This is a genomic window from Alteromonas sp. RW2A1, assembly GCF_001886475.1.
Taxonomy (GTDB): domain Bacteria; phylum Pseudomonadota; class Gammaproteobacteria; order Enterobacterales; family Alteromonadaceae; genus Alteromonas; species Alteromonas hispanica.
This window is the reverse complement of sequence record NZ_CP018031.1, coordinates 2396053-2409852: the sequence shown is the minus strand read 5'-3', so window position 1 is coordinate 2409852 and position 13800 is coordinate 2396053. Positions and strand designations below refer to the sequence as shown.

The 13800-nt window shown below is 44.2% G+C and carries 12 protein-coding genes; 5 read left to right on the top strand and 7 right to left on the bottom strand.

Going from position 1 to position 13800, the window contains the following annotated elements; genetic code table 11:
• Positions 1-2 precede the first annotated feature (2 nt).
• The 3 genes from BM528_RS10790 to BM528_RS10780 all read right to left on the bottom strand — a co-directional run bounded on the left by BM528_RS10790 (position 3) and on the right by BM528_RS10780 (position 4997).
• On the bottom strand, positions 3-383 hold the full coding sequence (locus tag BM528_RS10790; RefSeq protein ID WP_071981273.1) for a BlaI/MecI/CopY family transcriptional regulator: 381 nt from the start codon (positions 381-383) through the stop codon (positions 3-5).
• 403 nt (positions 384-786) lie between these two features.
• Positions 787-3393 carry an ExeM/NucH family extracellular endonuclease gene (locus BM528_RS10785; RefSeq protein WP_083595264.1) on the bottom strand — a complete coding sequence of 869 codons (2607 nt, stop codon included), beginning with the start codon at positions 3391-3393 and terminating at the stop codon, positions 787-789.
• 284 nt (positions 3394-3677) lie between these two features.
• Positions 3678-4997: a DUF2252 family protein gene (locus BM528_RS10780; RefSeq protein WP_071979807.1), complete on the bottom strand. Its 1320-nt coding sequence runs from the start codon at positions 4995-4997 to the stop codon at positions 3678-3680.
• Between the two features lie 280 nt (positions 4998-5277).
• Here BM528_RS10780 and ahpC point away from each other — a divergent pair, with 280 nt between their 5' ends.
• A complete protein-coding gene (gene ahpC / locus BM528_RS10775) occupies positions 5278-5835 on the top strand; it encodes an alkyl hydroperoxide reductase subunit C (protein WP_442855912.1) in 558 nt (185 codons plus the stop codon).
• A 137-nt stretch (positions 5836-5972) separates the two neighbouring features.
• Positions 5973-7562: an alkyl hydroperoxide reductase subunit F gene (gene ahpF, locus BM528_RS10770; RefSeq protein ID WP_071979805.1), complete on the top strand. Its 1590-nt coding sequence runs from the start codon at positions 5973-5975 to the stop codon at positions 7560-7562.
• Between the two features lie 322 nt (positions 7563-7884).
• On the opposite strand, the gene efpL is transcribed toward ahpF, so the two are convergent.
• The 4 genes from efpL to BM528_RS10750 all read right to left on the bottom strand — a co-directional run bounded on the left by efpL (position 7885) and on the right by BM528_RS10750 (position 9912).
• A complete protein-coding gene (gene efpL, locus BM528_RS10765) occupies positions 7885-8451 on the bottom strand; it encodes an elongation factor P-like protein EfpL (protein ID WP_071981271.1) in 567 nt (188 codons plus the stop codon).
• A 229-nt stretch (positions 8452-8680) separates the two neighbouring features.
• Positions 8681-8866, bottom strand: a complete 186-nt coding sequence (locus BM528_RS10760; protein WP_071979804.1) for a hypothetical protein — start codon at positions 8864-8866, stop codon at positions 8681-8683.
• A 27-nt stretch (positions 8867-8893) separates the two neighbouring features.
• Positions 8894-9496, bottom strand: a complete 603-nt coding sequence (locus BM528_RS10755) for a demethoxyubiquinone hydroxylase family protein (protein ID WP_232230473.1) — start codon at positions 9494-9496, stop codon at positions 8894-8896.
• Positions 9496-9912 (bottom strand): DUF4149 domain-containing protein, encoded by a 417-nt coding sequence (locus BM528_RS10750; protein WP_071979803.1) that lies wholly within the window; start codon positions 9910-9912, stop codon positions 9496-9498. Before BM528_RS10750 ends, BM528_RS10755 begins: the two co-directional genes overlap by 1 nt.
• A 239-nt stretch (positions 9913-10151) precedes the next feature.
• Between BM528_RS10750 and BM528_RS10745 the strand changes: the two genes are divergently transcribed.
• The 3 genes from BM528_RS10745 to BM528_RS10735 all read left to right on the top strand — a co-directional run bounded on the left by BM528_RS10745 (position 10152) and on the right by BM528_RS10735 (position 13708).
• Complete coding sequence (locus BM528_RS10745) at positions 10152-11237, top strand: SMP-30/gluconolactonase/LRE family protein (RefSeq protein ID WP_232230472.1); 1086 nt, start codon at positions 10152-10154, stop codon at positions 11235-11237.
• Positions 11238-11483: 246 nt separating this feature from the next.
• Positions 11484-13142: a S41 family peptidase gene (locus tag BM528_RS10740; RefSeq protein ID WP_071979802.1), complete on the top strand. Its 1659-nt coding sequence runs from the start codon at positions 11484-11486 to the stop codon at positions 13140-13142.
• A complete protein-coding gene (locus BM528_RS10735; RefSeq protein ID WP_156844050.1) occupies positions 13139-13708 on the top strand; it encodes a hypothetical protein in 570 nt (189 codons plus the stop codon). Before BM528_RS10740 ends, BM528_RS10735 begins: the two co-directional genes overlap by 4 nt.
• Positions 13709-13800: the final 92 nt, after the last annotated feature.

Sequence of the window (13800 nt, the reverse complement as noted above, 5' to 3'; positions counted from 1 at the left end):
CGTTAGTTCCTTTTGCGCAACTTGCGTTGTTGTTCTATCAACTGTTCCAGCTTATCAAGTTGGGCATCATCCAGATTGGCAGAAGCTGAGCTGAATGCTGCAATCAAGCTATGCTCACCGTCTTCAATAAAATCGCTGGTCACGTTGGTGATAAGCGTTGCAATCAATGCTTCCCTGTCTACTTTTGCTCGGTAACAGTAGGCGTGCCCCTGTTTGGTTCGGCTCAACAAACCTTTTTTAAACAAGCGATCTAAGGTGCTCTGAATGGTATTGAGTGAATTCCCACGAGACTGCCCAAGCACGGCATGTACTTGTTTCGCGTCAGCTTCAGAAGCATTCCACAGATACTGCAACACCTGTTTTTCCAATTCACCTAACTGCATATCATTATTCTCTCGCATTAATGATGCTATAGTGACAAAATAAAAACCGATAGGCAATCGGTTTTTTGGGGCGAGCGATATAGGTTGGTTAATAATAAAGTATTTGGTGACTGCGGTAATCGTTGTCGCTGCTTCTTAAGTTGCCAAGCGCAGTAAGTAGTTTGGCATTAATCCAGCATTTTTATTTGCTTTTAGCAATACCAGAAATACGGTGATGCAAAATTGACCGTGCGTAACTTGTCTAAAGCTGCCTATCAGATGGTATCTAAATCTATGGATAAAAATGTCAGTTCAAGGATAAGCTTCTACAGCTAAAAAAAACTAATAAACAATAAAAATAAGGCCCTTTAAGTGATTAAAGGACCTTTATTTATCGGTAAATCCAACTTACTAGTGACGTTTTTTACGCCTTATTAGTATCCACGCGAGAGAAGCGGCGAAAACCAACCATTGCAGCAAGCAATGTTAATAAACCTCCCATAGAGCCGCCCGAGCTATCTTCCTCTTCAACAGGCACTGGTAGTGGAGCAGGATCGTCTGCAACCAAGTTAAACGTAGCAATGAACGGGTCGTGGTCTGAGCTTCTAAACGGACCTACATCGGTAAACGCATAACCTTCTTCGTCTGGATAGAAGCGAAGAGCTTGGTTGTATTGCAGTTGATAAGCTTCAACAGAGTTGATATTCCAATGCGTCCCATCTACAGCATCTGCAAGCATGGCATCACTAGCTAAAACATGGTCTAGGCTTCCCACTTGTTCTGTACCAAAGAACCAGTAAGAGAAACCGTCTTCGTCGAATGTTTCTGCAAGATTATGGTATCCATAGCTTGTATCTACTTCTACCGATTCACCCTCATCCATTCCAGTGCTGACCGCAGTTTTAATGGTGTATCCGCGCTCTTCTGGCGTATAGTGAGTCAGTACCGCAACAGGGTCTTCTGCGCTGTATGCGTTCAAATCACCTAGTATAATTTTACGTTCAGGCAGAGTTTCATCGTTAAGAGCGTTGCCCAGCGTAATAGCAGCTGACACTCTAAGCGCGTTACAGCTACCCTGAATGGTATCTATTTCTGATGGCGCCTCAGCGATGTCTTCCGCACACTGCGATCCCTTCGATTTGAAGTGGTTCACAGCAACCGCAAAGGTCTCACCGCTTTCGATGTGTTCAAATGTTTGCACCAATGACGGACGCATTCTCGCAAGTCTATCTTCAGATATCTGTTGTTCAGGCATTGCCACTGTCACTGCATCGCCTTGTGGTGTAACAACAGTGCCGCGGTACAATAATCCAACGGTGATAGCATCAGTGCCGATTTGAGTGTTATCAGCCGTGCTGATAAACGCGTACTGCTCTGCCTCGCCAAGCTGTGCATTAATTGCGTTGAGTAATGACTGAATGGCACTGTCATTACCAAATCCATCGTTTTCGATCTCCATTAGGCCAACAACATCGGCATTTAAATCAACGATAGCTTCAACTATTCGACCTTCCTGGAGTGCGAATGCCTCTTCACTGTCAGCACCACGATTATTGTCGTAGTCGAAAGTCAGCTCACCATTCTCATCTTCATCACCGTTGAAGTAGTTCAAAACGTTGAACGTAGCAACCGACAAATTGCCCTCACTTACCACAGGTGTATCTTCACGGGTTGAAGTAACGGTAATCACCTCGGTAGGATTGATACGGTAAGTTCCAAAGCTGAAATTCAGTGGGCCCGAAGCAGACACAGTGTCGCCAATTCGGATGGCGTTTGCGTAGTTAAAATTAGGGAAAAAGCTTATAGCGTCTGGGTATTGTGAACCGCTGTTATCTTCAATCGTTAAAAGACTGGCTTCGCTTTCTGCTTGTGCAGCTGCGTAGGCTTCAGATAATGGGGCGGCTACATCGCTTGGTTGGCGTTTTACACTATCACTCACCACAACTTCACCGAAACGCCAAAGAGAGTTAGTACTGGTTACTGTGGCATCGGTAACGCTTACTAACATACCTTCATAGGCTTCTAAGTCCTCTTCGTAAGGCATAGATATATTAATAGTAGTGATATCATCGCTTGTACCGCAATCAGCAGGTACGACGTCACTATCCATCTCTAAGGTTGTCATACCGAAGTTCTCGGCTACATTTCCATACAAACGAACAATGTTGCCAACGGCGATGTCGGTTTCGCCTTCCACAATAATTGCCTCAGACGTCATTGCGTCATTGTCGCTATCAGCGTTTTCTTCTTGAATAAAGAAACCACCTTGGCGTTTACCGGTAATGATGGCTTCGACAATATGATTGTTACCCACTTCTTCAGATGCGGTGCCAGCGCCTTGAATTGTGCTTAAAAGTGTTGCATCGTCGCCACAAACGCCTAAAGCAACTGGAGGTTCTACAGGTGGCTGCTCTACATCACCACCGCCTTCTGTGGTAAATGTGCCTAAAGGGAACGGGGTAGACGCTTCGTCGTTTGTATTTGCGCCGTCAAGTGCATTAGCTCCGCTATAAGCCCAATTTTCGTCATTGAAAGCGCCAGCGTTTGCGGTTTGTCCATTAGTGCGATATGCCCAACCATCAAGGTATTCCCAAGCAGTGCCATTGCCATCAACATTAATGTCGCCAAACGTATCTACCACATTGCCGTCTTTAAAAAGCTCTACGGCATCGTCGCCATTTATTGCCATTGCCGAGCTGTCAAAATCGGGTGCATTACCAAAAAATGCGGTAAAGCCATCGATGTCTGATGCAACATACAGATAGGTACCTGCTGAAACACTTTGAGATGGAAAAGTGAACTCTTCACCGTCGCTTCCGCCTCCGTTATTGGCACTTCCAATACCATAGGTAGATAGATCTGCTACATCATTAATCACATAGAGCTCAACAGCCTTTGGCACACCGCCTGAAAGAGGGCCATCAATAACGCCGCTAATAACAATGTCGTTGGCATATACAGCATGACTTGCCGCAGCAAGCGATAGTGCGGAAAGAATGCCGGCACTGAGTTTAGAGAGTGATGTTCTCACGTGTTTTTTCCCTTTTGTAGTAATCTTTTTTTATCATTAAGTGCCTGTAAAGGCCGCAACTTTTGTGTTGCTATGATTACCGTATAGGGCTTTTGTTAGCGTAAATATGACTAGTTCTTATTCAACCTGATTTTAAAAATATACAGTAAAATCAGTTGTTAAGGTGGTTTGAGTAAGTTTACTTAAAAGATTAATTGCGTAATATGAGGCGCGTTACCCGTATAAGTAACGCTATCGTGAATATCTTTTGGTGGTTTTATCCTCCAAGTGAGCTTAAACCCAGTCTAGGCTTTAGCGATTGTTTCGCAAAACCATGTGTAGTCGCTTTGAACTAGTTCTGCATATTGATTAGCAATTGCGACAAGGTTGTCACGTTCTTCTGTTAGCACGCTAGCTGCAGCATTGGCAAACCGAGTACTGCGTCTGTCTCCCCGACAGTGGGCTAGGGCAAGCGTGTATCCACAGAGCTCGGCAACATAGTTAAAGCCTCCATTTACCGCTTTATTGCCCATAGCGACATCTTCAGGGGTAATGCCTACTTTTGCATGATGGCGAGAGCGAATGAGAAAATGTTTATCATTGTAAATGGCTTCATCGAGAATAAGGTCGGCGTGACGCTGCATTCTTCGTTGGCTTCGTGCCGTTAGATGCGCAGGGTTAAGCAGGTTGACCGGGCAAAGAGATTTAAAGTGATGTAGCGGGGCAGCTTCGCGCTGCTGTTTTACTTCAACAATGTGACATTGAGAAAAGCTTTCTGCGGTATGCGGCTTTCTGGGGCCGACTAAAAAATAAAATCGGTCCATATTCACAGAACCCGTGCCCGCGTTCTCTCTTTTAACTATATCTACAACAGTATCATCCATAAAAGGCGCAAATGCATTATAGAGTTCTTGATACTCCTTAGCGTTTAAAGGTGTGAATTTACCTCTATTGGCTTTAAATGTTAGGGGGTCGTCGTTGAAGGTTACCGCCCTAGCCAAAGCGCTTTTAGTGGTAAACGCATCGCCACCAGCGCTTCGCATAGCAGCCTTGTCGTATAATTTAGCAATTTTAGATGGGCTTTTATCTGGGCGGTAATCAACAGCGTCGTAGATAACGCTAGCATCTGCTGTTACATTCTCGCAGGTGTTAATATAAGTAGATAGCAACGTTTGCTGCGCCTCAGTAACAGCATTTTTGCTTATAACTGGTTTACTAGTATCAATGTCGTCAAAACGATAGGTACCGTTTGCAACTCCCTCGCAGTGAACTTGTGTTAGAGACAGCGAGGTAAGTAAACGCAAAATATCCCATTCAGCTCGCCCAACACAGGCGTCGTCAAAATCGTTGGGAGAAAAAATGACTGTATCGCCATGAGAGCCTTCCTCGGTAAGAAAACCAAAATTGGATAGGTGGCAGTCGCCAACAACACTGGTCAAAGGAATATTTTGTAGGTTGTCTGGCGTCGATATGACCCCATTATAGACGTCGGAGTAAAATAGCTGGGCAGTGCCACGGAAAAAAACAAATGGACTAGACGCCATTTTGAGGTGTTTTCCAATTGACCTTGATGGAGATGAACCATCAACTCTGGCTATTTCTTTTGCTAATTGCGAATGTCGCATCAGGCTACTCCACTGTTATCGCGTTGTTTTTAAACAAATTTGATAAATTTTAGTCGTTCGATTCAATATCTTGATTAGGCGATTCACATTTACCAATTAGTAATTTATAAAATGGCGCGTTATTCTTTACACCAAGTTGAAGGGCACCTGCAAAAAGCCATTAAGCGGCAAAACCAAGTGCTCGATATATACGTAAAGATTACTCTCGTATGCCATAGGCCTACGAATCTAATTTAAAACCACTCTTATTTAAAAAGACAATGGAGAATGTAACATGGCAATGATTAATACTGCTATAAAGCCTTTTAAAGCAACTGCGTTTAAAGACGGCGAATTTATTGACGTAAGTAGTGAAGACATCAAAGGCAAATGGGCAGTTTTCGTATTTTATCCAGCGGACTTCACATTTGTATGCCCAACTGAACTTGGTGACATCGCTGATAAATATGAAGAGCTTCAAGCTCGCGGTGTAGAAGTATTCTCAGTATCTACTGATACTCACTTCACACACAAAGCATGGCACGATTCTTCAGACACTATCAACAAGATCAAGTTTGCTATGATTGGCGACCCAACAGGTGAAATCACTCGCAACTTCGATTGTATGCGTGAAACAATGGGCCTAGCTGACCGTGCAACATTCGTTGTTGACCCAGAAGGTATCGTACAAGCAATGGAAATCACGTCTGAAGGTATTGGCCGTGACGCTGACGACCTAGTGCGCAAAATCAAAGCTGCACAATACGTTGCTGCTAACCCAGGTGAAGTTTGCCCAGCTAAATGGAAAGAAGGTGAAGCAACACTGGCTCCTTCTCTAGACTTAGTAGGCAAAATCTAAGCATCAACGCTACTTTTTAAGTAGTCGTAAGGGAGCGAACTCTCGCTCCCTCTATTTAACTTACCCATTTCCGCTCACGTGTTAGTCATAAATTTGATTAGCGGGGATCGGCGTGTCGAAAATAAGGCAGGATAACCGTGTTAACTAAAGAAATTTTACAAGCATTGAAGGGGTACACCGAATCAATGCAGAAAAACGTAACCTTCGTCGTACAGACCGGTGAACATAGCAAGCGCGAAGAGCTTGTTAGCTTTCTGTCCGACATTGCAGGTGTAAGCGAAAAATTAAGCGTTGAAGAACGCGAAACCAATGGCGAGCTTCGTAGTTCAATCAGCTTCTTACTAGAGGCTGACGGCGAAGACACCGGGATCAGGTTTTCAGGAATTCCTGGCGGCCATGAATTTAACTCACTGATCCTCGCAATGCTTCATGCATCAGGCACTGCATTAAAGCTAGATGATAGTGTGGCTTCAATTGTAAAAGCAGTAGATGAGCCACTGAACTTTGAAGTGTTTATAAGCCTAAGCTGTCACAACTGTCCAGACGTTGTACAGGCACTTAATCAGTTTGCATTGATTAATCCCAATATCACATCAGAAATGATTGATGGCGGTCTGTATCAGAACATTATTGAAGAGCGTGACATTCAAGGCGTACCTAGCGTTTATTTAAACGGTGAATTGTTTGCCAACGGCAAGGTTGATGCGTCGGTTCTTATCGATAAGCTGCTTGAGCGTAACCCCGGTCTAAAAGAGGCAAATAAAGGGGAAACCTTACCGTTACAAGACGTAACCGTGATCGGTGGCGGCCCGGCAGGCGTTGCTTCGGCAATATACAGCGCTCGAAAAGGCTTGAAAGTAGCTGTTGTTGCAGAGACGTTCGGTGGACAGGTTAAAGATACTATGGGTATTGAGAACCTTATCTCAGTGCCAAAAACCACAGGACCAGAGCTGGTTGGTAACCTGATGGAACACGTACGCGATTATGATATTACGTTAAAAGAGCACGTGCGTGTAGATAACATCGAAAAGGGCAATGTTAAAACCATTACCTTGTCCTCTGGAGAGCAAATTCGCACTCGCAGTATTATTGTTGCCACAGGCGCACGCTGGAGAGAGCTTGGAGTGCCAGGCGAAAGAGAAAATGTAGGTAATGGCGTGGCATATTGCCCGCATTGCGACGGCCCGTTCTTTAAGGGCAAAGACGTAGCAGTGATTGGCGGTGGTAACTCTGGTATAGAGGCTGCGTTAGACTTGGCGGGCATCGTTAAATCGGTAACGGTATTTGAATTTATGCCAGAGTTAAAGGCCGACCAAGTACTTGTAGATCAAGCAAACAAGCGCGATAACATCAACATTATTAAAAACGCTGCAACGCGACAAATTACTGCGGAAAATGGCAAAGTAAACGCCATCGAGTATCAGGATCGTAGCACGAACGAAATCCATACTCAGGAGTTGTCGGGCGTCTTTGTTCAAATTGGTCTAGTGCCAAACAGCCAGTTTATGAAAGATACGGTAGAAATGTCACAATATGGCGAAATTGTTATTGACGACAAATGCCATACGTCTGAGCCAGGCATTTTTGCTGCGGGCGATGTAACAACTGTGCCTTACAAGCAAATTGTTATCTCGATGGGCGAGGGCGCAAAAGCATCACTAGCGGCTTTTGAATATCTGCTTAGCCACGAGGTGGTAGAAACTGAAGAAGAGAGTGCAGCAGCTTAAAAACTGAGTTTTCTCAATCGATAGAAAGTCAAAACCGGATAAGCAATCGCTTATCCGGTTTTTTGTTTGCCCAGCGAAGCTGGCAAACCCGTCAGGTTGAAAGAAACCTGAATCACCCTGACTGAGGGGAAGATAATCCGAATGGCAAGGGCGGTCACTTAGCAAGTGATATGAAGTATGCAGGAGCCGTATACGAGGCCCGTACGTACGGTTCTGTGAGAGGGATGAGGCGCAAGCCTCACCCTACTCGATTTAAGCCTTTCATCTATAATTTTCAGCCGTAATGAATGCAGGCTGACCAGAGAATAGTTTTACTCAAACGTTAGGCGCGACTTTGAAATTTACGCTCTTCCGTGTTTACCTTTATCCACTCACCTGTGCTGATGTACTCGGGAACTTGCACAACAAGACCTGTTGATAAGGTGGCAGGTTTAGTTCGCGATGTTGCAGACGCCCCTTTGATTGACGGGTCTGTTTCCACTACTTCAAGCTCTACACTCATAGGTAGGTCGAGGGCCACGGGAACGTCGCTTACAATTAAGACTTGGATAGATTCAGTCTTTTCATTAATAAACAACGCTTCATCGGCAATGCTTTCTTTATTTAAGTGGTAAGGAGTGTAATCTTCATTATCAAGAAAAACATACTCATCGCCATCCATGTAAGAAAACATCACCGGACGGCGGACTAAGTCAGCCATTTCTAGCATATCTGAATCTTTAAAAGTTTCGTCGAATTTAGCGCCGCTTACCACGTCATACATGCGCATGCGGTAAATACTGCCGCCGGCTCTGCCTTGGGGAACAGAGCGTTCAATATCTCTCACAATACATGTTTTGCCACCATAAACGATGGTGTGATTCTTTTTAATTTCACTTGCCTTTGGCATTGTCTTACCTTGTTTTCGATGGCCTTCAAGCAAAAACTGATATAAGCGTGTTTGGGCCATGTTGCGTTATGCGTATATCTTCCGCTATTTTCATTCTTTGCGGAAGTACAATTAGTCGAAAAGTGGCAAGAGTGTGTAAATTAAACACGTTATTTGGTTGATAAAGCTGGTCGGTAAAGCTGGTCGTTAACGCTAGAAGGCATATTTAGCAGGCATAGCTAATTTGCTATCAATTTCGCTTTTTACGTTTCCATGTACCGCCATACATGTAATCAGATGCATCAGAAGCTTCCAGCTGACACTGCTTACATACAATGTGCCATTTGTCTTCAAACCAAACACGAAATTGAATGTCGGCTTCAACACCGCACTTATCACATTGTCTTGGTTCTCGTACCCTATTTCGCTTTCCCATGCCTACCGTGTATTAATACTGTTCAAATTAGATGAGTTTTGCGACAGCGACTGCCGCTGCCGAGCCTTTACCCACAATCTTACCCCACAGCTTCATCGTAAAGGAAGGTGTTGATGTCATTGCTTGATAGGCCTCGTCTCGATGACTTTGTTCGTCTTGTTGGCAATGCCTGAATTTTCGTAGTACTTCCCTTGGCAAAGGGTCAACATTCTCAAGTAAACAGCACTGCGCCTCGTAATGCTGGTCGACAAAATATTCAACACAGTAAATTGTGTAGAAGAACCAGTTACGCCCCAATATGCGAGGAATAATTCCGGTTAGGAAACCCGCAACCATCCATAGCAACAGCATATAACTGCCGCGAAACGCGGGCATTTCGTTCTCGAATATGCTTAGGTGCGTTTTCTCTGTTTGCAGATGTTCGTTGGCAAATGCCTTAACGCTAAGCGCTTTGTTATTTTTATGGGGGGAGCGAGAGAAACTCACCAAACTAACCAGAAATTCTGCGGTTAGGGCGCCGCGATAAATCCACACCGCACCTGTTTCTCCGGCGTGGCTGGCTCGCAATTCTTTATCTACCTTTGCGCTAGTGCGAGATAACACGCTTTTACTGATTGACGACATAATCATTACCCTCCATACGCGAGCTGCGACGGAATGAGCCAGTACATACACAGCGCTAGCGCAACAAGTTGCACCGTGTTAATCAACACAGTTAAACGATGATAAAGCTGAAATTTACTGTTTTGTTGACTATCAGTGGCTTCGTTTGCCAACGGCATGAGTATTTGCCGGCTTATAACAAAACCCAGTGTAACTGGAACAAGAATGAATACCTGTTCCCATCGTGTATCAACCGCAGCGGCAACGGTCGCTATAGCGGAAAGTGCGCCGAAGTATAAATAGTAAAACGGAAAAAATTTTCGTATGAAGGGACGTGCTACATCACTCGGTAATTTGATAAACACAAGAGGGGCGAAAAGTGCCTGAAAGGTCACCATTCCCCCCAATGTAACTACAAGGGTGCTAAACAGTAAGAAATACATATAGAACTACACAAACCTTTCGACACAGATTATGGTTAGTGTTAATACATAGCTTGGTACTGCAAAAGTTTGATACTTAATGAATTGTAATTTTACTTGCGATTTCTATGCGTAGCCATCTAAACGCGGGTTAAACTTAAGGCAAAGAGTGGGCTTAGTGAATAACAGCTTATAATCAAAAAAAAGCGGTTGCTGTTGATTAAGTTGATAAGCTCTAAAAAAACAGTCGGAGAAACCTTTTGCGCGCATTATTTTTATTGTTTCTTTTTTTATTACTTTTCACTGTGCTTTACCTTTTGTTTTGGCCGGTTTCAATTGACCCGGTTTCTTGGCAGGCGCCCTCAAGTCAAGGGTTGGTTAAAACACTCAAGGCTAACAATAAACTCGATAAAGTTCAGCGTATTGACATGGGAAGCGATTATGGACCTGAGGACTTTGCCATCAATAGTAAAGGAGTTATTGCTGTTTCCAGTCACTCAGGGAATATTTTGCTCAAGGGACCAAGCGATACAGTGTTTAAACCATGGGTAAATACTGGCGGCAGACCACTTGGGCTGGCCTATGATAGTGCCGACAATTTGTATGTGGCAGATGCTCATATGGGGTTGCTAAAAATAGATAAAACAGGAAACATTACCGTAGAACTAGACGAGCAAGAAAGCGCAGATATTGTTTATGCAGACGACGTCGATGTAGCCGAAAATGGCGTAATTTATTTAACGGATGCCACCACAAAATTTTCTGCCCAGCGCTTCGAGGGCACCTTAAATGCAAGCTTGCTGGAAATTATGGAGCATAAAGGTAACGGAAAGCTTATTGAATTTAACCCAGCAACCAAGGTGAGCCGGGTACTTATAAGCGGGCTTGTTTTTGCCAATGGCGTAGCGGTGTCGAATAATGGAGATTGCGTATTTGTTAATGAGACCGGAAGTTACCGTATTCTGCGTTATTGGTTGCAAGGCCCCAAAGCCGGTTCGGTTGAAACTTTTGTCGATAACTTGCCAGGTTTTCCCGACAATCTGAGTATTACCAGCGAGGGAAACCTCTGGGTTGGGCTGGCAACACCCCGAAATAAGTTAATCGATTACCTGTCAAACAAACCCTTGTTGCGAACTATCATCCAGAGGTTTCCTGCTGCACTTAGGCCAAACGCAGTAAAATACGGTCACGTTATAAAAGTAGGCCCAACAGGACAAATAATAGAAAGCCTTCAATCACCTTCTGGAGAATACTCTTTTACCACAGGAGTACTTCAAACAGCCGAGGGACTTTATTTTTCAAGCTTAACCGAGACAGATGTGGGTTTTTTAGCCATTAGAAAATGATTTTTTCGCTTATGCTTGCTTTGCATTTGTTTACAAAAATTTAAACTCAATAAATGTTAAACACGAAAGCCTTGTGGCAATATCTTGGTAATAGGTAATGTTAGAACGAGTGCGAACAAGGCGTGTTGAGCAAACCTCTCGGTTAAATCAGTGGTTTGATACTGAGCTATACAACCAATGCCGAGTTAACATGCTCTCGTAAAACTCATGAGCAGATATAGCTGCTTTATAGAAGGAAGCGAATTAATGAAAGTCGTAGATGTAAAGAGCTGGTTTTCTCTCGCCTGTATTGTCACCGCACTCTCTGCCTGTGGTGGAAGTGGCTCATCCTCAACTACACCAGATCCCATATCCGTTGCTCCTCCTGCAGCAGAAACTCCCAGCGAGCCTGTTTGGCAAGCTGGAGTTTATGAACCTGAGTCTGAGTTTATCAATCAATGCGTAGCACCTAGAAGTGGTATCGATCCTTTTTCTGGAAACGCGTATCCAGATGAACAGGGCACAGCTATGGATGAAAAGCTGTGGATGCGTTCATGGACCAATGACACTTACCTCTGGTATGACGAAGTTGAAGATAACGACCCGGCAAATTTCACAATTGCGGGTTACTTCGATCAACTTAAAACAACGGAGTTAACCCCAACCGGAACACTCAAAGATAATTTTCACTTCTCTCGGGCAACAGATGAATATAATACGCTTACCCAAACCGGCGTTTCATCGGGTTATGGTTTTGAATGGGAATTTGTCAGTTTAGTGACCCCGCGCGAGCTTATTGTGCAGTACACAGAACCCAATTCACCTGCTGCTCAGGCAGGTATTCCACGTGGCGCATCATTAAAAACTGTGGATGGTGTTGATTTTGTTAACGCGAATACGCAAGAAGCGGTTGATGTGATAAACGCAGGCTTGTTTCCTTCTGAAAGTGGAAAAACAACTAACTTTACCTTTGACTTAGTTGATGGCAGTGAACTGACGGTGAGCGTTACCTCGGCAAATATTGAAGTCTCTCCGGTGCAAAATGTTCGGATCCTCGATACTGACATAGGCAAGGTAGGGTACTTCCAATTTAATACTTTCATTCGCACAGCCCAAGATTCATTAATTTCCACCTTCGAGCAATTTATTGATAATAACGTGACTGAGCTGGTCATTGACTTGCGTTACAACGGAGGAGGGCTGTTAGCGTTAGCGTCACAGCTGTCTTATATGGTGGCGGGGCCAAACCAGACGAACAATGCAATATTTGAAACATTGCAATTTAATGATAAATACCCAACAACCAACCCCGTTACTGGCGGCACCATTAGACCAACGCCATTTTATTCTAACGAAATAGATTATAACGAGGGAGTCCTTACCAATAGGTTACTACCTAGCTTGTCGGTGAGTACGGTTTACGTCATTACTACCGGCTCGACTTGCTCAGCGAGCGAAGCTGTTATCAACTCATTACGAGGCATTGATGTTGGGGTGGTACAAATAGGCTCTCCTACTTGCGGTAAACCGTATGGTTTTTATCCTACCGACAACTGCGGCACTACGTATTTTACTATTCAATTTCAAGGCGTAAATAATAAAGGGTTCGGTGATTTTGCAGATGGATTCATTCCTACTTCTACACCCAACTTTGCCTTTGAGTTACCAGGCTGCTCAGTGGCAGATGACTTCACGAATCCGTTAGGTGACGCCAATGAAGGTATGTTAGCCGCGGCCCTTGCGTATGCTCAAACTGGTTCATGTCCAGCAAGTGCTGCTGGTACGGAAGGCACAGCAGTTGCAGAACAAAGTCAGCGTGTGCAGTCGAGTTTCGGTACAGCGAAAACATCGTTGGCAATTAAAGCTCCTCATAGAGAACGCGATGCGTTAATTTTGCACAATAAAATTAACGAACCTATTTTATGAGAAAAACAATAATGGTTATGAGGCAAAGGGGTCTGGGACTGTGCTATCTGGGACGATGGTGTCTTGGGCGATTAAATCTTGGGCAAGGCAGGACAATTTCTGCAGCGTTTATAGTGGGCACTGTTTTGCTTATCGCTGGTTGCGCCGAGCTTTCAGCGAAATCAGCGAAATCAGAGCAAGCACAAATGCCAAGCACCGATTTGCCATTTCAGCCAGCGCTGTTGTCAAAAACCTCTGCCAAGCAAGTGTCAAAACAACTGGCTGAAATAAAAGCAGCGATGAGTGCGCAATTTAGCGGGCAATCAATAACCCTGGCTAGTAACGCTTTTACTACATCGTCCACGGTAACTATTGAGCGCAAAGCTATGCAAGACAATCGAGGGCTACCCATTCAGGGACGGCATACTAATCCCGCTTTTGTATTTACCCTGTTAAAACAGGGCGATAGTTGCTTTCTTCGCTTTGAAAACAATGTAAGTAAAGTGAGTGCTAGTGATGAGGCGAGTGACACAAGCGCAAACCTAACTTCCCTTGCTGGTGTTACGTGTGTGGCCTCTGCCGAATAGGGTTGCAGCATAAAGGCCTCTTACTGCTCTAATTAGCATTTAAGAGTAAGAGGCCTCCTCATTTTTATTAAGCTTTCTTCGTATTCAGCGTT